The following is a 20,386-nucleotide window of genomic DNA, read 5'->3' as shown; positions in this document are numbered from 1 at the left end:
GAGGTTTGAAGGAGCTGCAGATCCTTCAAACCCGATCGCCATCCGGCCGCTACGGCGCTGAGGTCAGGCGAACCGGCGGCCCTCGTCGCGCCGGTACGCCCAGACCGCCGCCACCGCCGCGGCCACCGTCCACACCGCGAGCATGACCAGACCGACCGTGTCGGCGGCGGTCCCGGTGGTGGCGCTCCAGACCAGCTCGACCGCGCCGCGGCTCGGCACGTACAGCGAGATGGTCTGGACGAAGTCCGGCATCATCTGCGGCGGCAGGAACAGCCCGCCCAGGATGCACATGGGGAAGAACAGCAACTGCGACACCGCGATCGCCGCCTTGGACGGCAGTACGAAGCCGATGAACAGCCCGATCAGCATGAACGGGACGGATCCGGCCAGCAGGGCGGCGACGCCCATCAGCAGCCGTGGCCAGGTGATCGCCGCCTCGGTGAACAGGGCCGCGATGACCAGCACCGGGATCACCGCGACCACCATGATCGCCATGGTGGTGATGATCCGCCCGGCGAAGCGCGGCAGCGGACCGGCGGGCAGGGTGCGCAGGTAGGGGTTCCACGGCTGCTCACGGTCCTGGGAGACCGTGATGCTCAGCCCGATCAGGGCGGCCGAGATAGCGCCGATCATCATCATCGCCCCCGTCGCCCGGGTCGCGGCGGTGGGATCGTCCGCGGCGAACGGCACCACGAACGCCAGCATCGACGCCGCCGGGAAGAAGGCGCTCGCGACCCAGCTGATCGGGATCCGCATCTGCTCCAGCACCTGATAGCGGGTGTGGACGAGGATCAGGTCAGACACGCGTGCTCTCCTTCGACGTGATGGCGAGGAAGGCCTCCTCGAGGGTGGTCGGCCTGATCTCGAGCCCGGAGAACGGCGTGCCGCTCCGCACCAGCTCGACGACCAGCCGATCGGGGTCGGTGGTGACCAGGTGGGTCCGGCCGTCGTCGTGCTCGACGCCCAGGACGCCCGGCAGCTCGGGCAGGGCGCCGGCGTTCAGCGAGACGCGCCGCACGCCCACCATGTCGCGCACCGCCCGGACGGTGTCGTCGGCCAGGACACGGCCGTGGCCGACGACCACCACGCGCTGGGCGAGGGCCTCGATCTCCTCCAGGTAGTGACTGGTGAGCAGGACAGTGCCGCCGTCGTCGTGGAAGGCCCTGATGCCGTCCCACAGGGCGCGCCGGGCCTCCACGTCGAGCCCGGTGGTGGGCTCGTCGAGGAACACCATCTTCGGCCGGCCGGCGAACGCCAGCGCCACCGCCAGCCGCCTCCTCTGCCCGCCGGACAGGCCGCCGACCTGGCGCTTGATCAGGTCCTGCAGCCCGAACCGTTCCAGCAGCTCCGGTGTGCCGACCCGGTCCGGGAAGTGCGCGGAGACGAAGTCGGCGATCTCGCCGACCCGCAGCACCTCCGGCAGGCCGGTCTCCTGCGGGGTGACTCCGATGTTCCGCCGGATCAGCGGATCGAGAGGGGAGCCGCCGAACAGCTCGACCGTGCCGGAGGTGGGCCGGCGCAGGCCCACGAACAGGTTGATGAGCGTGGACTTGCCTGCTCCGTTGGGTCCGAGCAGGCCGACCAGCTCGCCCGCGCGGATGTCGATCGAGACCCGGTCGAGCGCGAGCACACCGCCGTAGCGGCGGGTGACCTCTGCCGATCTGGCGAGGACGGTCATTGCGTGCCTCCAGCGGTGTCGAGCAGGGCCCGGATGGCCCTGGTGTAGTCGTCGAAGGCCAGCCGTCCGCGTTTGGTCAGCGAGACGTACGTGACGGGGGTGCGGCCTTTGTGGGTCTTGGTGATCTGGACGTAGCCGGCGTCCTCGAGCTTGGTGAGGTGGACGGACAGGTTGCCGGCGGTCATGCCGAGCAGGTCCTTGAGCGCCGGGAAGGCCATCTCGTTGCCGTCGGCCAGCGTGCTGAGGGCGGCGACCACCCGCAGCCTGGCCTGAGCGTGGATCACCGGATCCAGCTCGGGCAGCGGGCCCTCGGCTGTCAAGGCCGCCGCCGGAACCACAGGCCGGCCACGATGAACCCGCCACCCAGCAGCACGGCGGTCAGCAACGCGTGCCATCCCGGCCCGAGCAGGACGCCGATCGCGTCGACGGCCACCACCCAGGCGCCGACGAAGAACATCCGCCAGTCCAGCCAGATCGCGCCGCCGGCCATGTAGAGGATCCCGACCACCAGTAGGGACGCGCCCGCCCAGACGAGCCCGGTCTCGGCCGGCGGCAGCAGGGGGGAGATCCGGGTCGCGATGACCGCCACCAGGAGGAACCCGGCGAACCACGTGTAGCCGTACATCATTCCGCGGGCGGAGTTGTCGCCGCGGGTCTGCCCGCTCATCTTGACGATCCCGTAGGCGGCCACGGCTCCGGCCAGCACCTGCGCGCCCATCAGCACGGCCAGCGCGTGTGTCTCGGTGATCGGCGCGTACGGTCTGCCGTCGAGCCCGTAGTGCAGGAAGAACGCGGTGAAGCCGAGCGCCCAGGCGACGCCCCACGGCACGTACTGCAGCAGCGGGTCGCCTCTGAGCCGCTTGACGGTGTCGGCTCGCTGCCGCTCGATGAGGCGGAGCGTCTCCTCGGGACTGGGTGCCCGCTCGTTCTCGTCTACCATCGCAACCTCTCTCATCGCCAAACTAGTTTGTACTTTAAACCAGCTTGCGACGTCAACACAAGCCCGATGGGCTTCAGGTTGCGGGACCGGCCGCTCAGCGCCTGGTCAGGACCTCGGACTCCCACAGATCGCGGTAGTAGCCCGGCTCGGCGACCAACCGGTCGTGGTGGCCGCGCTGGATCACGCGCCCCTCCTCCAGCACGATGATCTCGTCCACCCGTTCCAGGCCCCTGAGCCGGTGGGTGACGAGCAGTGTGGTGCGGTCGTGGGTCGCGTCGAGCAGGTCGGCCATGAGGCCGTCGGCCGTCGCCTCGTCGAGCGCTTCGGCGGGCTCGTCCAGCAGCAGCACCGGCGGGTCGTACAGCAGGGCCCGGGCGAGGGCCAGCCGCTGCAACTGGCCGCCGGACACGGTCCGGCCGTCCTCGCCGAGCTCGGTGTCCCAGCCCGTGCGCTCGACCCAGTGTTCCAGCCGTGCCTCCCGCACGGCCCGCGTCAGCCCGGCCTCGTCGGCCTCGGGCCCCGCCAGGCGCAGGTTGTCGCGCAGGGTGGTCTGGAAGATGTACGGATCCTGGGTGAGACCGGTCATCAGGGTCCGGACGTCGTCGGAGGCCAGCTCGCGGATGTCGGTGCCGTTGACGCGGACGTCGCCCGACTCCGGCTCGGCCAGCCGCATCAGGGCGGCCAGCAGCGTGCTCTTGCCCGCCCCGCTCGGCCCCACGAGCGCCACGCGCCTGCCGGGGCTCAAGGTCAGCGACACCCCGTCGACGGCCGGCCGCCCCCGCGTGCCCGGATGGCGCACCACCAGGTCCTTGACCTCGACGGTGAGGGGCGCCGACGGGACGGGAGCGGGGGAGGGAGGCTCGGTGACGGCGGGACTCGCGGCTCGGACGTCCTTCAAGCGGCGCAGAGCCGCCGTGATGCCCGCCATCCGCTCACCCGCCGCGGCCAGCGGCAGCACCGGTTCGAACGACACCAGCGCCGTGAGCGCGAGGACGGCCATGGCCACGCTGCCCACGCCCGCGCCCTGGGCGAGCAGGACGATGGCCGCGACCGTGACCCCTTGCGTGAGCATGCCGCCCGCCAGGGCGAGGGCGTGCACCCGGGCCTGGCGGCGTTCGAGCGCGGCCAGCGCCGTGTCGGCCTCCTGGGCCTCGGCCAGCGCGTGGCCGCCGGCGCCGTACGCGGCCAGGTCGGCCGAGCCGTGCACGAGGTCGGCCACCCGGCCGGCCAGCGCCGCCCGCGCCGGGGCGATCCTGGCCGACCCTCGATGGGCCGCGGTGGCCGTGACCGCGGGCAGCACCACACCCGCCACGGCCAGCCCGGCCACCAGGGCCAGCGCGGCGACCGGCAGCACGATCACCCCGATGACGACGGCCGCCAGAGCGGTGAGCGCGGCCGCCGCGGCCGGCAGCAGGCACCGGACGAGCAGATCCTGCACGGCCTCGGTGTCGTCGACCATCCGGCTCAGCAGGTCGGCGCCGCCGTGCCGGGGCCGCTGAGGCGCGATGAGCGACTCGTAGAGGCGTTCGCGGGTGCCGGCCTGGGCACGCAGCGCCACGTCGTGGCCGGTGAGCCGTTCGGCGTAGCGCAGGACGCCCTTGCCGGTGGCGAACGCCCTGGTCGCCACGATCGCCACGCTGAGCGCGGTCAGCGGCGGCTGCTCGGCGGCCCGTGTGATCAGCCACGCGGCGGCGGCGATCAGCCCCAGCCCGGCGAGGTCGGCGCCGGCGCCCGCGAGCACGGCCCACCCGAGCCGGATCCCCATCCGCCGCTTCATCGCACGCTCCCCAGGTCGGCCGCGGTGTCGGAGACGAGCCGGCCCTCGTGCACGCGGACGACGCGGTCGGCGAGGTCGATCATGGCGGGGCGGTGGGCGACGATGATCGCCGTGCGGCCCCGGCTGAGATCGGCGGTCGCCGCCACCACGGCCGCCTCGCTGCGGCCGTCCAGCCGGGCGGTCGGCTCGTCCAGAAGCAGCACCGTGGCGTCCGGCCGGCAGAAGGCGCGGGCCAGCGCGATGCGCTGGCGCTGGCCCGCCGACAGGTTGGCGCCCCGCTCGCCCACCTGCGTGTCGTAGCCCTCGGGGAGCCCCCGGACGAACTCGTCCGCGTGAGCCGCCGTGGCGGCCTGCCGTACCTCCTCCAGGGAGGCCGTGGGGGCGCCCAGGCGGATGTTGCCGGCCACCGAGGTGGTGAAGAGGTGCGGGCGCTGGGGGACGAACGCCAGCGACGCCCGCCAGGCGTCGAGGTCGAGGTCATGCAGGTCGGTCTCGCCGACCAGCACCCGGCCCTGCGAGGGACGCACGAAGCCGAGGATGAGGTGCAGCAGGGTGCTCTTGCCGCCGCCGCTCTCGCCCACCAGGGCGACGTGCTCGCCGGGCTCGATCGTGAGGGTGACCTGCTCCAGCGCGGCGTCGTCACGGCCGGGATAACGGACGGTGACGTCGTCCAGGTGGATCCGCGGGGCGCCGGCCGGCCGCGCGCCCGCCTCCACCCGGCCCCCACGCCTCCCGTCCGGCCGCGGCGGCGGCGCGGACGCGGCATCACGCGCGACGAGGGGTGTGGCGTCGGATGTGGTGGGCTCGGTGTCCGGGGTGCGATCGAGGACGGTGAAGGCCGCGTCGGCGGCGGCCACCCCCTCCATCGAGGCGTGGAAGCGCGTGCCCATCATGCGCAGCGGCAGGTACGCCTCGGGCGCCAGCAGCAGCACCAGCAGCGCGGTCGTCAGGTCGAGCGAGCCGCCCAGCAGCCGCAGCCCGATCGGCACCGCCACCAGCGCGAGCGACAGCGACGCGCACAGCTCCAGCACGAGCGACGACAGGAACGCCACCCGCAGCGTGCGCATGGTGGCCGAGCGGTGCGCGTCGGCCACCTGCCGGATGACCGTCGCCTGGTAGCGGGCCCGGCCGAAGGCGCGCAGCGTGGGCAGGCCGCGCACCACGTCGAGGAAGTGGCCGCCGAGCCGGGACAGCGCGTGGAACTGGCGCTCGGTGACGGCCTTGGTCGTCATGCCCACCAGCGCGCCGAAGATCGGGATCAGCGGCAGCGTCACCAGCACGATGATCGCGCTGGCCAGATCGGCCGCGAACAGCCGGACGAGCACCGCGACCGGCACCACCGCGGCGACGGCGATCGCGGGCAGGTAGCCGGTCAGGTAGGGGTCGAGCCCGTCGAGGCCGCGCCCGGTGAGCGTCACCAGCTCGCCCGAGCGGTGGCCGGTCAGCCGGGCGGGGCCGAGCTCCTGGAGCCGGGCCAGCAGCCGGTGCCTGAGCGCCGACTTCACGCCCGTGGCGGTGTGGCCGGCGAACACGCCCTGTGTCCAGGCGAGCAGCGCCCGCAGGCCCACCACGGCGACCAGGCCGGCCAGCGCCGTGACGGCGAACCGGCCGGACAGCACCCCGGCCAGCAGCTCGGCCTGGACGAGCACGAGCAGGCCCGCCAGCACGGCCGCCGCCAGCGTGACGGCCAGGTGGCGGCGGACCGCCCGTTCGGCCCGCATCAGGTGCAGAAGATCTTTGTGCACGTGCCCTCAGAAGAACGACGGAATCCGGTCGGCGTCCTTTCCCGGGCGGAAGGTGCGCCATACCCATACTTGCGCGGCGACCATCACGGGCGCGAACGGCAGGACCATGATGCTGAGCACACTAAGCGTAGTCCCCGGCGCGCTGTGCTCCAGCAGGTACGGCACGCCGCCCGCGAGCACGACGACGGCGGGGAACGCCGCGGCCGCCCCGGACAGCAGCAGGTCGCGGCCCGAGCGGGAGACTCCGGCCGTGCCGGGCGCCCGCCATCCCAGGAACGTCCAGCCGTGCCAGGCGAACAGCAGCGTCATCACCACGCCCAGCAGCAGCCCCAGCGGGTGCAGCGGTGACGAGCCGGGCCCCGCGGCGACGGCGTGCAGGGCGAGGCCCCAGCCGAACGAGAGCACCAGCGAGCCGAGCGTGATCATCAGGTCCCAGAACCGCCGCCAGCCCGCGCCGTCGATCCGGCGCCGGAACCACAGACCGGCGTCCCGTGTGATCCAGCCCAGCAGCATGGCCACCACCAGCGGGTACAGCCCGAACAGGATCTCCCCTTCGAGCGTCGGGTAGACGCCGAAGAGCGCGCCGGCCAGCGCCACCAGCCACACCTCGTTGGCCAGCACGTACGGCGCCATGGCGGCGACCATGCGGTCGCGGCCCTCCTGGGTCCTGCCGAGCACCGGCATCAGCAGCCCGACGCCCAGGTCGAAGCCTTCCAGCGCGAAGTAGCCGGCCAGCAGCAGCGCGAAGACGGCGAACCAGATCAGTTCCATTTCCGGGTCTCCTAGAGGCTCAGCGCGGGGGCGCGCTGGTCGTCGGCGGCGCCGAGGGCGAGGTCGCGCGGGCCGCGCCTGACCGTCCTGGCGATGAGCACGTAGTCGGTGACCGCGAGCAGCCCCAGCACGACGGTGAAGCCGGTCAGCGAGGTGGTGATCATGCCCGTGGTCAGTCCGGGGGACATGGCGTCGGCCACGGTGAGCCGCTCCCAGATCATCCACGGCTGCCGCCCCATCTCCCGGGCCAGCCAGCCGAGGATGGCCAGCGCGAACGGCAACGGCGTCAGGGCGATGAGCAGCGGATGGGTCCACCGCCAGCGCGGCAGCACGCGGATCAGCGGCAGCATGAAGAAGAGCACGACGAGGGAGAGCAGGTCGCCGCCCCCCATCATCAGCCCCAGCGGCACCCCGGCCGCGCCGTTGTCGAACTTGCCGTCCTGGATGCCGCCGAACTGGGCGTAGCCGAAGGCCACGGTGAGGATGATGCCGATCGAGGCCATGACGACGCCGGTGCGCAGCGAGGTGGTGAAGAACTCCGTCTCCTCGGTACGGCGGCGCAGCTGGTAGGCGCTGGCCCCGACCAGCACCATGGCCCCGGTGAACAGCCCGGCCCCGATCACGTGCGGGAACGAGAAGATCAGCGTCTTGTTGGTGAGCAGCGCGCCGATGTCGGCCAGTTCCATTCGGTCGCCCCTGACCACCGCCCCGGCCGGGTTCTGCAGGAAGGAGTTGGCCACCATGACGTAGAAGGCGCTGGCGTAGGCCGTGGCCGTCACCAGCCAGATGCAGGCCACGTGCAGCCACTTCGGCAACCGCCCCCAGCCGAAGATCCACAGTCCGAGGAACGTCGACTCCAGGAAGAACGCCACTAGCGTCTCCATGGCCAGCGGAGCCCCGAACACGTCACCCGCGTAGTGGGACAGCCCGCTCCACGACAGCCCGAACTGGAACTCCATCACCAGCCCGGTGACGATGCCCAGCGCGTAGTTGATGACGTAGATCTGGCCCCAGAACCGGGTCATCCGCTGGTGCGCCGCCCTGCCGGAGAGCGCCCAGCGAGTGTGCATGATCGCCACGAGCGGCGCCAGCCCCAGCGTGAGCACGACGAACAGGAAGTGCAGGCTTCCCGTCACCGCGAACTGTAACCGGGCCAGGTCGAGCACGTCCATCAAGTCAACTCCCTAGTTGCGTCTGCCTACATATAGGGAGTCTACATATAGACTGTCTACATGACGCGCGATTGCCTAGGATCGAGGCCATGAACCCTGACGCGCTCCGCGGTCACATGGACGCCCTCCTGCTGTCCGTGATCGAGGACGAGCCGCTGCACGGCTACGCCATCATCGAGGCGCTGCAGGAGCGGAGCGGAGGAGCGCTCAGCGTGCCGACGGGCACGGTCTATCCGGCGCTGCGCAGGCTGGAGCGCATCGGCCACCTGACCAGCGAGTGGGCCACGGTCGGCGGGCGCAGGCGGCGCACCTACCGGCTGACCGGCTCCGGCAGGAAACACCTGGAGGAGGAGCGCTCGGCGTGGCACGAGTTCGCCAGCACGATCGGAAACGTGCTGCGGCCCGGAGTCAGGCCGGCCGGGTGAGCCTGACGCAGCGGGCCGCCCCGTAGAGCTGCAGAGCCCAGGAGGCCGAGGTCAGCAGGTTGGCCAGCGCGAGGGGCGCGAAGTCGCCCACGCTGTGCGGCACGCTGGGGCCGAGGGTGAGCAGCAGGCCCAGCCCTCCGGTCACCGGGAGCGCGACCAGCACCACGATGCCCAGTGACCTCGTCACCAGGCGGGGCCCGCCGATCCAGCGGTTGCCGCGGCCCAAGGCGAAGAGCGCGAGCCCGCCGTAGACGCCGATGCCGAGCTGCGTGAGATCGAGCAGGAGCGAGACGGTGGAGTACCAATCGGGCCTGGCGGCCCAGGTGTCCGAGGCGACGGGGTAGAAGTGCCATAGCGCCGACCACATGAGCACGGTCACCGGCACGCTGAGGAAGATCAGGGTCGCGAGCCACCGCCCGGCCGTGGCCGTCAGCTCCCGCTGGTAGCCCGGCGCCACCTCGGCGACCTCGCCGAACTCGTGCACGGCCAGCCGTTCGGCCTCCAGGCGGTCCAGCCCCGCGGCCTGCAGGGCGTCGGCCGCGTCGGCCAGGCTGTCGCGGGCCTCGACGACCAGGTCGCGCTTGGGGCCGGGAGGGCCGGACAGCGCCCTGCCGAGGTCGGTCACGTAGTCGTCGATCACCATGCCCCCAAGTCTATGAAGCCGGCCCTTGGGGATCGATCAGGGTTTTCCCTGATTTACCAGGGATGCTTGATATGTAGGAAATTTCCTACATATAGTGGCCGGCATGCACATCTCATCGATCCTCACCGTGACCGTCCCCGTCGCCGACCAGGAGCGGGCGCTCGACTTCTACACCGGCGTGCTCGGCCTGGAGGTCCGCAGCGACAACCCCTTCCCGATGGGCAGATGGCTGACCGTCGCGCCCAAAGGCGCCGAGACCTCGCTCCTGCTCGCCTCCTGGTTCCCCGACATGGCGCCGATCGGCGGCCTCGTCGTCACCTCGCCCGACCTCGACGCGCTGGCGGCCCGGCTGCGCGAGCACGGCACGGCCGTCGAAGGGCCCGACGACCAGCCGTGGGGACGCCAGCTGCTGTTCCAGGACCCCTACGGCAACGGGTTCGTGGTCAGCCAGTCGTGACGGCCGACCACGTGTTCGCCGCGCTGGCCAGCCCGGCCCGGCGGGAACTGCTGCGCCTGCTGCTCGACGAGGGCGCGCAGCCCGCCGGCCGGCTGGCCGAGCGGTTCGACATGACCCGCCCCAGCGTCTCCGAGCATCTCAAGGTGCTCAGAGACGCGGGCCTGGTGGCCGAGACCCGCAGGGGCAGGGAACGGCACTACCGGCTGGAGCCGGCGCCGCTGATGGAGATCCGCGACTGGCTCACCCCGTACGAGCGCTTCTGGAGAGAGCGGCTCGCCGGCCTGAGCACGCTGCTCGACGAGATGGACGATGACGATGGCTGAGGACAATGGACGATGACGATGGTTGAGGACGATGGCTGAGGACCCGCGCGCGATCCGGCTCGACCAGTTCCTGGCGCATCCGCCCGCCAAGGTGTGGCGGGCGCTCACCGAGCCGGATCTGATCGCCCGCTGGCTGATGCCCAACGACTTCAGGCCCGAGGTCGGTCACCGCTTCACCTTCACCACGAAGCCGAGAAAGGCGGTGGGCTTCGACGGGATCGTCCACTGCCGGGTGCTGGAGCTGGAACGGGAGAAGCTGCTGAGGATCAGCTGGAGCGACGGCAAGGCCGCCGACTGGACCGTCACCTGGCGGCTGGAGCCGGAGGGCCACGGCACCCGGCTGTTCCTCGACCACGAGGGCTTCGACCCGGACGACGAGCTGCAGCAGATGTCGCGCAGGATCATGGGAGGCGGCTGGCGCTCGTCTCACATCCGAGCGTTCGCCGACGTCCTGGACACGCTCTAACGGGGGCGCACGGGGGCGGCCGGGCCGGCCCGGCCGGCCTCGGGGCGGCCGGTGGGCGCGGGCGGCAGCAGCAGCGCGCTCGCCGCGATGGCCGCCAGGATCATCACGTGCTGATCGTCCTTGGACGCGGCGCGTCGGGAGAACCAGCGCAACATCGGCCAGCGCATGTTCACCCGCACGCCGCGCGGGCTGAGCGCGTAGTGGCAGTCCTTGAGCCGCACTCCCGCCGGATGCGCCAGCCCGGCGAACCCGCACGCCGACAGGTCCAGCCCGAACAGGCTCAGGCTGGCCGCGTCGACCTGGCGCAGCGAGGTCACCGCCGAGTCGCCCCGTCCCGTCACCGTGGCGGGGCCGCGCAGGACCGCGCCCTCCAGGTCGGCCCGCGAGTCGGTGAGCCGCAGCGTGGTCGTCCCTGCCACCTCCACCCGCCGCAGGTTCACCCCGCAGCCCGCGACCGCCAGGTCCAGCATGCCGTCGGCGCGCGCCCGGGTGGCGGAGAACCTGCCGGTGGCGGAGAGGTAGGCGTCGGCGGCGAAGTGCGCGGCGTCGAACCCGGCGCTGCCGCTGACCTTGCGGAACGACACCGTGCGGCCGAACCGCGCGCCGCGGAAGGTCGCGCCGTGACCGAGCCTGGCGCCGTCGAAGGTGGCGTAGCCGTCGAACCTGGCCCGCTCGCACGACAGGCCGTGCCCGAAGGCCGCCTGGCTGAACAGCGCGTCGCGTGACATGACCGCCCGGTCGAGCGAGACGTGGCCGCGGACCCGGACGCCGTGGAAGGACAGCTCGCGGGCGAACCTGGCCCCGGCCAGCGACACGTTGCCCTCGAAGCGGGCGCCGAAGAACGAGGCCAGCCGGTCGAACCTGGCCTCGTCGAGCGACACGTCACCGGCGAACGTCACGCCCGCCAGCCGCACGTCTCCGGTGAACCGCGCGTGCTCCAGCCGGGTGCGGCCGGGCCGTCCGCCGGTCGCCTCGATCACCTGGGCCAGCAGGTCGCCGCCGAGCGCCGTGCCCCGCAGGTCGAGCGGACGGCCGGGGGACATCTGCGCCAGCGCGGCGGCGAGTTGTTCCAGGGACAGATGAGACAGGCAACGACCGTACGGCTGGCGCGCGATTCCCGTGCAGGTGGCCGAGTGCGCGCAGGTGACCCAGTCCATGGACTGGTCATACCCGGAATCGGTCCATGTCAAGGTTCGGTAATTTAAGGCTATATCTATATTTATGTAGAAACCTGTGACCGCTTCTGCGCCTAAAGTGCCGGTCATGCGCGTTTTATCCCGGGCCACCATCGCCGCGCTCGTCGTGGCCGCCCTCACCGCCACCCCCGCCGCCGCGGCGGCACCGGCCACCCCGTGCGACACCCCGCCGACCCACCGGATCGCGCAGGTGCAGGGGAGCGGCGACGCCACCCCCCTGGCCGGCCAGACGGTGCGGGTCGAGGGCGTCGTCACCGGCGACTTCCAGCGCGGCGACCAGCTGAGCGGGTTCTTCCTGCAGGACCCGAAGCCGGACGGCGACCCGAAGACCTCCGAGGGCCTGTTCGCGTTCGCCCGCGACACGGTCAAGGACGTCCGGCCCGGCGACCGGGTCATCGTGACCGGCCGGGCGACGGAGTTCAACGGCTGGACCGAGCTGTCGCCGGTGACCGCGGTGGACGTCTGCGGCGCGGGTGAGATCGCCCCGCTCCCGTACGCGCTGCCCTCCGACGGGCTGGAGCCCGTCGAGAACATGCTGCTCACCTTCCCGCAGCCGCTGACCGTCACCGAGCACTACAACCTGGGCCGATTCGGCGAGGTGACCGTCTCCTCGCACGGGCGGCTGTTCCAGCCGACCGACCGGCAGGGCGTGGACGCGGAGCTGAACCGGCGCCGTTCGCTGCTCGTCGACGACGGCTCGACCAGGCAGAACCCCGGGACCCTGCCGCCGATCGTGCGCACCGGCGACCTCGCCGCCGGCATCACCGGCGTGCTCGGCTACGGCTTCGACACCTACCGCCTGCAGCCCACCGAGCCGATCGCCTACCACGCCGCCAACCCGCGCCCGGCGCGGCCCTTCCCCGTGATCGGCAACGTCAAGGTGGCCTCGTTCAACACGCTCAACTGGTTCACCACCCTCGGCTCCCGCGGCGCGAACACCGAGGAGGAGCAGCGGAGGCAGCTGGCCAAGCTCGTGGCGGCGCTGAAGGGCCTCGACGCGGACGCGGTGGCCCTGATGGAGGTCGAGAACAACGGCCAGACCGCCCTGGGGGCCCTGGTGGACGCCGTCAACGCCGAGGTCGGGGCGGGCACCTACGCCGCGCTGGCGCACCCCTACCCCGGCACCGACGCGATCCAGGTCGGGCTCATCTACAAGCCCGGCAGGCTGAAGCCCGTGGGCGAGCCCCAAGCGTCGCAGGACCCGGTCTTCAGCCGGCCGCCGCTCATCCAGACGTTCCGCACAACGGCGGGCGGCCAGCCGTTCACCATGATCGTCAACCACCTCAAGTCCAAGGGCAGCTGCCCGGCGGGCGGCCCCGACGCCGACCAGGGCGACGGGCAGGGCTGCTGGAACGCCACCCGCGTCCAGCAGGCGCGGGCGCTGCTGGGGCTGGTCGAGGACCTGCCGAACCCGATGGTGCTGGGCGACCTCAACGCCTACGGCGAGGAGGACCCGATCGACACCCTGGAGGCGGGCGGCCTGACCAGCGTGACCAAGCGGTTCGTGCCGGCCGCGCAGCGCTACAGCTACCTGTTCGAGGGGCTCGCGGGCGAGCTCGACCACGCGCTCGTCGGGAGTCAGCTGCTCAACCGGGTGACCAGCGCGACGATCTGGCACATCAACGCGGACGAGCCGCGCGTCCTCGACTACAACACCGAGTTCAACCCGCCCGGCCTCTACAGGCCGGACGCCTACCGCTCCTCCGACCACGACCCGGTGGTCATCGGCCTCACCCTGCCCGGCCGCTGAACCTTTCCCGACGCGGCCGGGTCCCGGCATGGAATGCTGGCGGTGGGTACGTGGTTGACTCGATTGCATCTTCACCACGATTCCGACTCCCTACGACAGACTTCCACGACACATACGAGGAGCCACTTGTGGCGACTATCGAAGTAACCGAGACGAACTTCAACGACATCGCCGACAAGGGGATCGTCCTGCTCGACTTCTGGGCGGCCTGGTGCGGCCCGTGCCGGACGTTCGGGCCGATCTTCGAGAAGGCGTCCGACAAGCATGAGGACATCACGTTCGGGAAGATCGACACCGATGCCCAGCAGGCGCTGGCGCAGGGTTTCGACATCACCTCGATCCCGACGCTGATGGCCATCCGTGACGGCATCGTGGTCTACGCCCAGCCCGGCGCCATTCCCGCGCCTGCGCTCGAAGACCTCATCAGGCAGGTCCGCGCGCTCGACATGGAGGCGATCAGGGCCGAGCTCAGTGAGGAGCTGAAGCAGGCCGAGCAGAACTGACCCGGGCGACCGGCCCCGCCTCCCCGGCGGGGCCTTCGCGTCGCTAGGCCTTGCGGCCCACGCCGACGTAGCCGAAGTTGGTGCTGTCGGAGCCCGGCCACGGATCCTCGTCCGGCCGCCAGTCCTGCGGGAAGGTCAGGCCCGGCTCCAGCAGCTCGTAGCCGTCGAAGAAGCGGGTGATCTGCTCGGGTGTCCTGAGGTTGAGCGCGGCCGTCGCCTGCCGGTAGACCTTGAGCGCCTCGGGGCTGGTGTCCGGCGCGGCGTCGACGGCGTGACTGATGACCAGATGGCTGCCCGCGACGCTCGCGTCACGCAACCTCGAGACGATGCCGTACGCCTCGTCGTCGGGGATGAAGTGCAGGACGGCCAGCATCAGGAAGGCCACCGGCCGCTCGAAGTCGATCAGCTCGCCCAGCCGCTCGATCAGCTTGTCCGTCTCACGGATGTCGGCCTGCAGGATGTCGACGTTCTCGCCGCCGGCCAGCAGCGCCCGCCCGTGCGAGCACACGACCGCGTCGTAGTCGACGTACACGACGCGCGCGCCCGGCGCGATCTCGTGCGTGTTGCCCCGCGTGGGCAGGCCCGCCCCGAGGTCCACGATCTGGCTCACGCCGGAGCCGGCGACGTGCCGGACGGCCCGGCCCAGGAACGCCCGGTTGGCCAGGGCGCCCTCCTTGGTGTCGGGAAAGAGCCGCAGGATCTGCTCGGCGGCCGCCCGGTCGGCGGCGAAGTTGTCCTTGCCGCCGAGGTAGTAGTCGTACATCCGGGCGACGTTGGGCACGCTCGGATCGACTCCCTCTGGCGCGGTTTCCACGAGCTCTCCCCAAATAGACGTATTTGGGGACGATCATAGGAGACGGCCGAACGCGAGCGTCCCTCGATCGGGAGAAAGATCGGGCCGCCCACCTGGGCGGCCCGTGCCCCGCGTCAGCTGGAGCGGTAGAGCTCGGCCACCCGGAAGGCCAGATCGAGCGACTGGCCGCGGTTGAGCCGCGGGTCGCAGGCCGTCTCGTAGCGGCGCGACAGGTCGTCCTCGACGATCTCCTGGCCGCCGCCCACGCACTCGGTCACGTCGTCGCCGGTGAACTCGATGTGGATGCCGCCCGGGTGGGTGCCGAGCGAGCGGTGCACCTCGAAGAAGCCCGCCACCTCGTCGAGCACGTCGTCGAGCCGCCGCGTCTTGTGGCCGCTCGGCGCCTCGAAGGTGTTGCCGTGCATCGGGTCGCAGATCCAGGCGACCTGCGCTCCGGCCGAGGTGACCTCCTTGACCAGCGCGGGCAGGTGCTCGCGGATCTTGGCGGAGCCCATCCGGGTGATGAACGTGAGCCGCCCCGGCTCGTTGGCCGGGTTGAGCTTCTCGACCAGCGCCAGGGCCTCGGCCGGCGTGGTGGTCGGGCCCAGCTTGACGCCGATCGGGTTCTGGATGCGGGAGAAGAAGTCGACGTGCGCGCCGTCGAGCTGGCGGGTGCGCTCGCCGATCCAGACCATGTGCGCCGACACGTCGTACGGCAGGCTGGTGCGGGAGTCGATGCGGGTCAGCGCCCGGTCGTAGTCGAGGATCAGCGCCTCGTGCGAGGAGAAGAACTCGACCGTGTGGAACTCCTCGGGGTCGGCCCCGCAGGCCCGCATGAAGGCCAGTGCCTGGTCGATCTCCCTGGCCAGCTGCTCGTAGCGGCGACCGGCCGGCGACTCGCCCACGAAGTCCTGGTTCCAGGCGTGCACCTGGCGCAGGTCGGCGTAGCCGCCCTTGGTGAAGGCCCGGGCCAGGTTGAGCGTCACGGCCGAGGAGTGGTAGGCCTTCAGCAGCCGCCACGGGTCGGGCTCGCGAGACTCCTCGGTGAAGTCGAACCCGTTGACCATGTCGCCCCGGTAGGCGGGCAGCGTGACGCCTTCACGGGTCTCGGTGCCCTTGGACCTCGGCTTGGCGAACTGCCCGGCGAGCCGGCCGATCTTCACGACCGGCACCTTGGCCGCGTAGGTGAGCACGATCGCCATCTGGAGCAGCGTCTTGAGCTTGTTGCGCACATTGTCGGCGGTCGCCCCGGAGAACGTCTCGGCGCAGTCGCCTCCCTGCAACACGAACGCCTCGCCCCGCGTCACGGCGGCGAGCTGCCCCTTGAGCAGGTCGCACTCACCGGCGAAGACGAGAGGGGGCAGGCCGCCGAGCTCGGCGACGACCTTCGCGAGCAGGCCGCGGTCAGGCCATTCGGGCTGCTGGGCCGCGGGCAGGGCTCGCCAGGAATCGAGATTGCTCTGTGCGCTCACGACATACGAGGGTATTCCACTCACCCGACCTGACCGACCCCGATGTCCACGTTATGAGAACGCACTTTTCCGCAGCCTTTCCCCAGTCGCGCGCATCGTGGGAAAACAAGGGCTTCCCGCCATCCGGCACGCCCGAGAAACCGAAGTAAAGAAGGTAAGGAGCGACACGGGAGGGAACCGATGACCGACGACCTCCACGCTTTGTCCGGTGCCTACGCCGTGCACGCCCTGCCGGATGCCGATGAGGTGCTGTTCGAGGAGCACCTGGCGGGATGCGCCACGTGCGGGTCCGAGGTGCGATGGCTGCGCGAGACGGCCGCCCGGCTCGCGCTCGCGGTCGCCGAGCCGCCGGCCGCGGCCCTCCGCCCGCGCCTCCTCGCCGCCGCGCACCGGGCACGCCGGGCCGCCCCCGGCCGGCCGGTCCGCCTCCCGGAGGAGCTCCCCGTGGGGCCGAAGGCGCGCGGGCCGTCCGGAGCGGGGGTCGTGCCGTCGAGCCGGTGGCGCGCGAAGGCCCTGGCGGGGCTGGCGGCGGTGTCGACGGCCGCCGCGGTGGCGTTCGGAGTGGTCGCCTTCGAGGCGCGCCGCGACCTCGGCGACCTTCGAACCCGCGACGCGGAGACGTCCGCCGCGCTGAGCGCCGTGCTCGCCGCGCCCGACGCGCGGACCGTACGGCAGCGGGTCGCCTCCGGCGGCACCGGCGTCGCCGTGCTGTCCCGGAGGCGGGGACGCCTGGTGTTCACCTCGTCCGGACTGCCCGAGCTGCCCCCGTCCAAGGTCTACGTGCTGTGGCTGATGGGCCCGGACGGCATGCGGCCGGTGGGGTCGCTCGACCGGCTGCGGGACGGTCTCACCACGCCCGTGCTCGCCCGGCTCCACGACGACGGCCACGTCGGGCTCACGGTCGAGCCCGCCGGGGGATCCGAGCGGCCCACGACGCAGCCCATCCTGTTCGCCGAACTTCCCGCGGCCTGAGCCGGGCCGTCGCCCGGGCCGCGGGAATCCGCCCGGGTCAGCCGGGGAGCGGGGTGCCGTGGCGGGAGAGCCAGGCGCTGTAGGCGGCACGGCGGGAGGCGACCGCCAGGTGGGCCGCCCGAGCGCTCTCCACCAGCGCCGGCGCGTACGGCGCGAACGACGGCCGCCAGATGAGCACGTGCCGCATCCACATCGGGTCGCCACGCAGCGGCAGCACCGTGACCCCCTTGCCCGGGTCGTGCAGCGCCTGGCAGGCCGACACCGCGTGCCCGGCCCCGATCAGCTCCCTGCGCACTTCCGCCTCGACCAGCTGGTAGCGGGCCTTCGGCGTGAAGCCCGCCCGCGCGCACGCCTGCAGCAGGTGCTCCGGCCAGCCCATCCCGTCGGGCGGCGGCATCACCCACGGCTCGGCCCCCAGCTCCGCCAGGTCCACCTCGTCGCGGGAGGCGAGCGGATGGTCCGCCGACAGCGCCACGAACACCGGCTCCACCGCCACCACCTCCAGCCCGAGCGACGGGTGCGGCCGGAGTTCGTGTCCCGGATAGTCCGCCACCAGCGCCACGTCGAGCCGCCCGTTGATCACCATGTCGACCAGGACACGGACGAAGTGCTCGCTCTGCAGCGTGATCCGCGCCTCGGGCAGCGCCCGCGCGAGGTTGGCGACGAGGGTGACGACGACGGGGTTCTCGAAACTGCCCACCCGCACGGCCTGCCCGGCCAGTTGCACGGGGCCCGCGGCGAGCATGTCGTCCACCCCGGCGAGCACGACCCGCGCCTTGGCCAGCACGAACTCGCCGAACGCGGTGGTGGTCACGCCGTGGTGGTGCCGGGTGAAGACGGCACCGCCCAGCACCCTCTCGATGCGGCGCAGTTGGGCGGTGAGCGCGGGCTGCGAGACGCCGAGCACGGCCGCCGCCTTGGTCACGCTCCCCTGGTCGGCGATGGCGCGCAGCGTCTTGAGGTGCCTCAGCTCCAGCTGCATCCCGCAGAAGCTATCACGTCAAAGTTATCCCCTTATGGGATGAGACCTGATGGGGGTACCGGGCTGATAGTGCATGACATGCGGAAATTAGCGGTTCTTGTCTTAGCTGCGGCGTTCTTGTACGCGCCTCCGGCCCAGGCGGCCGTCGAGCCGGGTGACGCCACGGTGGTGCCCGTACAGGTCACCGGCGCGCCCGACAAGAGGTTCAACCTGATCATCATGGGCGACGGTTACACGGAGGCGGAACAGGACAAGTTTCGCCAGGACGTGGACCGTCATCTCAATGTGATGTGGTCCATTGAGCCCTACAAGTCCTACCGCAACTACCTGAACGTCTACCGGATCGACATCGTCTCCGGCGCGTCCGGCATCAGCTGCGACCCCGACCTCACCTCGCCCAGGAAGACCACGCCGCTCAGCATGGGCTTCTGGGGCCGCTGCAACCCCAACAGCGTGCAGCGGTTGATCACCATGGACAACAGCGCGGCCATCCGGTACGCCAACCTGGTCACCGGAACCGTCACCGGCAACCGGCAGATCCTCGCCCTGGGCAACAGCGGCACCTACGGCGGCGCGGGCGGCACGTACGCGACCGCCTCCGGCAGCAACGCCATGTCGGCCCTGATCAGTCCGCACGAGATCGGCCACTCCCTGGGCAGCCTGCAGGACGAGTACGACTACTACCAGCGCGGCGTCCCCGGCGGTAACTACTCCGGCTCGGAGCCGTCGTCGGCGCACCACACGCTCCTCACCGAGCAGGCGATGCGCGACCAGCAGCGCAAGTGGTGGCGCTGGCTGGGCGAGCCCAGCGAGTCGGGCGGCACGATCGGCCGTCACGAAGGCGGCCTCTACAACACCACCGGCGTGTGGCGGCCGAGCGCGCACTCCATCATGAAGTCGCTCGGCTACTACTACGACCAGGTCAGCCGCGAGATCATGGTGCAGAAGATCACCGCCAAGACCATGCTCATCCAGGACGCGACCCCCTCCGGCGCGCCCGTCGGCGCCGACCGGGTGCTGTGGGTGGAGCCGATGCGCCCCGTCAGCCACGGCCTGGTCACCACCTGGACCGTGGACGGCAAGCAGGTGCCCGGCGACCGCGACACCCTCGACCTGCGCACGCTCGGGCTCACGCCCGGCACCCACACGGTCACGGCCACGGTCAGCGACCCCACGGAGTTCGTCCGGGATCCCGCCATCCGCGCGGCCCTGAGCAGGACCCGCACCTGGACGGTGGACACCACGATCACCACGCCGCCCGACGGCGCCGCGCCCGCGTTCGTCTCCTCCAGGCCCACCGACCGGCCCGTCGGCCGCGACGAGGTCGTCTACGTGGAGACCACGCACCCGGCGGCCGGCGTGCCCGAAATCGCCTGGAAGCTGGACGGCAAGAGCGTCGGCGGCAACGGCAGCGACCTCGACCTGAAGTCGCTGGACCTGACGCCCGGCACCCACACGCTCACCGCGAGCCTCGGTGACCAGACGCTCACCTGGACGATCGACGCGGCGCCGCCGGCCACCGCCTACGAGCTGTCGCAGCCGCTGGTCCGCTCCGGCGACACCTACGTCTACAACGGCCCGTTCACCATGCGGCTCACCGGCACCGACGACCAGGACGGGTACGTGGTGTCGGAGTCGAGGGTGAACGGCGACGGCTGGTTCAACTACTTCGGCTGGCCGACGTCCTCGGAGCTGCCCTGGACGTTCAGCGAGGGGGGCACCACGATCGACCACCTCGTCTACGGCAAGCTGCCGCGCGGCAGGCACACGATCGAGTACCGCTCGATCGACGCGTCGGGCAACTACGGCGCGGCCAAGGACTTCACCGTCACCACGATCGCGCCGCCGCCCGCCTGCACCCGGACAGTCACCGGCGAGCACCGCGGCGCGCTGACCGTCACCGACGGCGTCACCTGCCTGGACGGCGCGCGCGTCACCGGGCCGGTCAGCGTGAAGAAGGGCGCGTCGCTGGTGGTCACCGGCGGGCACGTCTCCGGCACGCTCACCGCCGACCAGGCCGCGGCCGTGCACCTGCTCAACACCAGGCTGGACGGCGCGCTCGCCGCCGACCGCACCACGTCGCTGCAGATCGTGGGCGCCGACATCCGCGGCGCGGCGATGCTCACCGGCAACGAGGCGCCCATCGTCTCCGGCAGCACCGTCGAGGGCGCGCTCGCCTGCACCGGCAACACGCCCGCCCCGGCCGACCTCGGCGTGCCCAACAAGCTCAGCGGCGCCGGCGCCGGCCAGTGCGCCGACCTGCGCGACGGCCCCAAGGGCAAGGCGTACGAGGCGATCCTCACCCAGTGACACCGTAGCCG

Annotated in this window: 21 protein-coding genes; 8 read left to right on the top strand and 13 right to left on the bottom strand. The window is 71.6% G+C overall.

Annotation, left to right across the window (positions count from 1 at the left end; translation table 11 throughout):
• Positions 1 to 63 precede the first annotated feature (63 nt).
• From AB0C16_RS23725 to AB0C16_RS23690, 8 genes are all read right to left on the bottom strand, one after another.
• On the bottom strand, positions 64 to 804 hold the full coding sequence (locus AB0C16_RS23725; RefSeq protein ID WP_357686077.1) for an ABC transporter permease: 741 nt from the start codon (positions 802 to 804) through the stop codon (positions 64 to 66).
• The gene (locus AB0C16_RS23720) at positions 797 to 1,678 is read right to left on the bottom strand and encodes an ABC transporter ATP-binding protein (protein ID WP_357686076.1); all 882 of its coding nucleotides are present in this window, start codon (positions 1,676 to 1,678) and stop codon (positions 797 to 799) included. Before AB0C16_RS23720 ends, AB0C16_RS23725 begins: the two co-directional genes overlap by 8 nt.
• Positions 1,675 to 1,998: a transcriptional regulator gene (locus AB0C16_RS23715; RefSeq protein ID WP_357686075.1), complete on the bottom strand. Its 324-nt coding sequence runs from the start codon at positions 1,996 to 1,998 to the stop codon at positions 1,675 to 1,677. Before AB0C16_RS23715 ends, AB0C16_RS23720 begins: the two co-directional genes overlap by 4 nt.
• Positions 1,995 to 2,618: a hypothetical protein gene (locus tag AB0C16_RS23710; RefSeq protein WP_357686074.1), complete on the bottom strand. Its 624-nt coding sequence runs from the start codon at positions 2,616 to 2,618 to the stop codon at positions 1,995 to 1,997. The genes AB0C16_RS23715 and AB0C16_RS23710 overlap by 4 nt, the downstream gene beginning before the upstream one ends.
• A 94-nt stretch (positions 2,619 to 2,712) precedes the next feature.
• Complete coding sequence (gene cydC / locus AB0C16_RS23705) at positions 2,713 to 4,395, bottom strand: thiol reductant ABC exporter subunit CydC (RefSeq protein WP_357686073.1); 1,683 nt, start codon at positions 4,393 to 4,395, stop codon at positions 2,713 to 2,715.
• A complete protein-coding gene (gene cydD / locus AB0C16_RS23700; RefSeq protein ID WP_357686072.1) occupies positions 4,392 to 6,140 on the bottom strand; it encodes a thiol reductant ABC exporter subunit CydD in 1,749 nt (582 codons plus the stop codon). Before cydD ends, cydC begins: the two co-directional genes overlap by 4 nt.
• Before the next feature lie 6 nt (positions 6,141 to 6,146).
• Entirely contained in the window at positions 6,147 to 6,911 is a 765-nt protein-coding gene (locus AB0C16_RS23695; protein WP_357686071.1) for a cytochrome d ubiquinol oxidase subunit II, read from the bottom strand.
• Positions 6,912 to 6,922: 11 nt separating this feature from the next.
• On the bottom strand, positions 6,923 to 8,083 hold the full coding sequence (locus AB0C16_RS23690; protein ID WP_357686070.1) for a cytochrome ubiquinol oxidase subunit I: 1,161 nt from the start codon (positions 8,081 to 8,083) through the stop codon (positions 6,923 to 6,925).
• 89 nt (positions 8,084 to 8,172) lie between these two features.
• Between AB0C16_RS23690 and AB0C16_RS23685 the strand changes: the two genes are divergently transcribed.
• Complete coding sequence (locus AB0C16_RS23685) at positions 8,173 to 8,508, top strand: helix-turn-helix transcriptional regulator (RefSeq protein WP_357686069.1); 336 nt, start codon at positions 8,173 to 8,175, stop codon at positions 8,506 to 8,508.
• Here the strand turns inward: AB0C16_RS23685 and AB0C16_RS23680 are convergent.
• Entirely contained in the window at positions 8,492 to 9,151 is a 660-nt protein-coding gene (locus AB0C16_RS23680) for a permease prefix domain 1-containing protein (RefSeq protein WP_357686068.1), read from the bottom strand. The two genes, AB0C16_RS23685 and AB0C16_RS23680, sit on opposite strands and share 17 nt — an antisense overlap.
• A gap of 103 nt (positions 9,152 to 9,254) precedes the next feature.
• Between AB0C16_RS23680 and AB0C16_RS23675 the strand changes: the two genes are divergently transcribed.
• From AB0C16_RS23675 to AB0C16_RS23665, 3 genes are read left to right on the top strand one after another with little or no spacing between them, the layout of a single operon-like run.
• Positions 9,255 to 9,608 carry a VOC family protein gene (locus tag AB0C16_RS23675; protein ID WP_357686067.1) on the top strand — a complete coding sequence of 118 codons (354 nt, stop codon included), beginning with the start codon at positions 9,255 to 9,257 and terminating at the stop codon, positions 9,606 to 9,608.
• On the top strand, positions 9,605 to 9,931 hold the full coding sequence (locus tag AB0C16_RS23670) for a metalloregulator ArsR/SmtB family transcription factor (protein WP_357686066.1): 327 nt from the start codon (positions 9,605 to 9,607) through the stop codon (positions 9,929 to 9,931). The genes AB0C16_RS23675 and AB0C16_RS23670 overlap by 4 nt, the downstream gene beginning before the upstream one ends.
• A gap of 31 nt (positions 9,932 to 9,962) precedes the next feature.
• The gene (locus AB0C16_RS23665; protein ID WP_357686065.1) at positions 9,963 to 10,397 is read left to right on the top strand and encodes an SRPBCC domain-containing protein; all 435 of its coding nucleotides are present in this window, start codon (positions 9,963 to 9,965) and stop codon (positions 10,395 to 10,397) included.
• On the opposite strand, the gene AB0C16_RS23660 is transcribed toward AB0C16_RS23665, so the two are convergent.
• The gene (locus AB0C16_RS23660; RefSeq protein WP_357686064.1) at positions 10,394 to 11,554 is read right to left on the bottom strand and encodes a pentapeptide repeat-containing protein; all 1,161 of its coding nucleotides are present in this window, start codon (positions 11,552 to 11,554) and stop codon (positions 10,394 to 10,396) included. The two genes, AB0C16_RS23665 and AB0C16_RS23660, sit on opposite strands and share 4 nt — an antisense overlap.
• 106 nt (positions 11,555 to 11,660) lie before the next feature.
• Here AB0C16_RS23660 and AB0C16_RS23655 point away from each other — a divergent pair, with 106 nt between their 5' ends.
• Both AB0C16_RS23655 and trxA read left to right on the top strand, forming a co-directional pair.
• The gene (locus tag AB0C16_RS23655; protein WP_357686063.1) at positions 11,661 to 13,343 is read left to right on the top strand and encodes an ExeM/NucH family extracellular endonuclease; all 1,683 of its coding nucleotides are present in this window, start codon (positions 11,661 to 11,663) and stop codon (positions 13,341 to 13,343) included.
• Positions 13,344 to 13,471: 128 nt separating this feature from the next.
• Positions 13,472 to 13,846: a thioredoxin gene (trxA, locus tag AB0C16_RS23650; RefSeq protein ID WP_357686062.1), complete on the top strand. Its 375-nt coding sequence runs from the start codon at positions 13,472 to 13,474 to the stop codon at positions 13,844 to 13,846.
• Between the two features lie 43 nt (positions 13,847 to 13,889).
• Here trxA and AB0C16_RS23645 read toward each other — a convergent pair whose 3' ends face one another.
• Both AB0C16_RS23645 and AB0C16_RS23640 read right to left on the bottom strand, forming a co-directional pair.
• Positions 13,890 to 14,660 carry an SAM-dependent methyltransferase gene (locus AB0C16_RS23645; protein ID WP_357686061.1) on the bottom strand — a complete coding sequence of 257 codons (771 nt, stop codon included), beginning with the start codon at positions 14,658 to 14,660 and terminating at the stop codon, positions 13,890 to 13,892.
• A 113-nt stretch (positions 14,661 to 14,773) separates the two neighbouring features.
• Positions 14,774 to 16,111 (bottom strand): class II 3-deoxy-7-phosphoheptulonate synthase, encoded by a 1,338-nt coding sequence (locus AB0C16_RS23640; RefSeq protein ID WP_357686060.1) that lies wholly within the window; start codon positions 16,109 to 16,111, stop codon positions 14,774 to 14,776.
• A 180-nt stretch (positions 16,112 to 16,291) separates the two neighbouring features.
• Between AB0C16_RS23640 and AB0C16_RS23635 the strand changes: the two genes are divergently transcribed.
• Positions 16,292 to 17,083 (top strand): anti-sigma factor, encoded by a 792-nt coding sequence (locus AB0C16_RS23635; protein WP_357686059.1) that lies wholly within the window; start codon positions 16,292 to 16,294, stop codon positions 17,081 to 17,083.
• 37 nt (positions 17,084 to 17,120) lie between these two features.
• Here AB0C16_RS23635 and AB0C16_RS23630 read toward each other — a convergent pair whose 3' ends face one another.
• The gene (locus AB0C16_RS23630) at positions 17,121 to 18,065 is read right to left on the bottom strand and encodes a LysR family transcriptional regulator (RefSeq protein ID WP_357686058.1); all 945 of its coding nucleotides are present in this window, start codon (positions 18,063 to 18,065) and stop codon (positions 17,121 to 17,123) included.
• A 117-nt stretch (positions 18,066 to 18,182) separates the two neighbouring features.
• Between AB0C16_RS23630 and AB0C16_RS23625 the strand changes: the two genes are divergently transcribed.
• Positions 18,183 to 20,375 carry a M64 family metallopeptidase gene (locus tag AB0C16_RS23625; RefSeq protein WP_357686057.1) on the top strand — a complete coding sequence of 731 codons (2,193 nt, stop codon included), beginning with the start codon at positions 18,183 to 18,185 and terminating at the stop codon, positions 20,373 to 20,375.
• Positions 20,376 to 20,386: the final 11 nt, after the last annotated feature.

The sequence above is a fragment of the Nonomuraea sp. NPDC048916 genome (genome assembly GCF_040649575.1).
Classification (GTDB): domain Bacteria; phylum Actinomycetota; class Actinomycetes; order Streptosporangiales; family Streptosporangiaceae; genus Nonomuraea.
The sequence above is the reverse complement of the archived record's forward strand: the minus strand, read 5'-3'. Positions and strand labels throughout refer to the sequence as shown.

What these genes read in the sequence shown, in the direction of transcription:
- AB0C16_RS23720 (WP_357686076.1), bottom strand. Translation starts at nt 1,678, where the DNA reads ATGACCGTCCTCGCCAGATCGGCAGAGGTCACCCGCCGCTACGGCGGT.
- AB0C16_RS23660 (WP_357686064.1), bottom strand. Translation starts at nt 11,554, where the DNA reads ATGGACTGGGTCACCTGCGCGCACTCGGCCACCTGCACGGGAATCGCG.
- AB0C16_RS23675 (WP_357686067.1), top strand. Translation starts at nt 9,255, where the DNA reads ATGCACATCTCATCGATCCTCACCGTGACCGTCCCCGTCGCCGACCAG.
- AB0C16_RS23630 (WP_357686058.1), bottom strand. Translation starts at nt 18,065, where the DNA reads ATGCAGCTGGAGCTGAGGCACCTCAAGACGCTGCGCGCCATCGCCGAC.
- AB0C16_RS23635 (WP_357686059.1), top strand. Translation starts at nt 16,292, where the DNA reads ATGACCGACGACCTCCACGCTTTGTCCGGTGCCTACGCCGTGCACGCC.
- AB0C16_RS23690 (WP_357686070.1), bottom strand. Translation starts at nt 8,083, where the DNA reads ATGGACGTGCTCGACCTGGCCCGGTTACAGTTCGCGGTGACGGGAAGC.
- AB0C16_RS23685 (WP_357686069.1), top strand. Translation starts at nt 8,173, where the DNA reads ATGAACCCTGACGCGCTCCGCGGTCACATGGACGCCCTCCTGCTGTCC.
- AB0C16_RS23655 (WP_357686063.1), top strand. Translation starts at nt 11,661, where the DNA reads ATGCGCGTTTTATCCCGGGCCACCATCGCCGCGCTCGTCGTGGCCGCC.
- AB0C16_RS23665 (WP_357686065.1), top strand. Translation starts at nt 9,963, where the DNA reads ATGGCTGAGGACCCGCGCGCGATCCGGCTCGACCAGTTCCTGGCGCAT.
- AB0C16_RS23695 (WP_357686071.1), bottom strand. Translation starts at nt 6,911, where the DNA reads ATGGAACTGATCTGGTTCGCCGTCTTCGCGCTGCTGCTGGCCGGCTAC.
- AB0C16_RS23710 (WP_357686074.1), bottom strand. Translation starts at nt 2,618, where the DNA reads ATGGTAGACGAGAACGAGCGGGCACCCAGTCCCGAGGAGACGCTCCGC.
- AB0C16_RS23680 (WP_357686068.1), bottom strand. Translation starts at nt 9,151, where the DNA reads ATGGTGATCGACGACTACGTGACCGACCTCGGCAGGGCGCTGTCCGGC.
- cydC (WP_357686073.1), bottom strand. Translation starts at nt 4,395, where the DNA reads ATGAAGCGGCGGATGGGGATCCGGCTCGGGTGGGCCGTGCTCGCGGGC.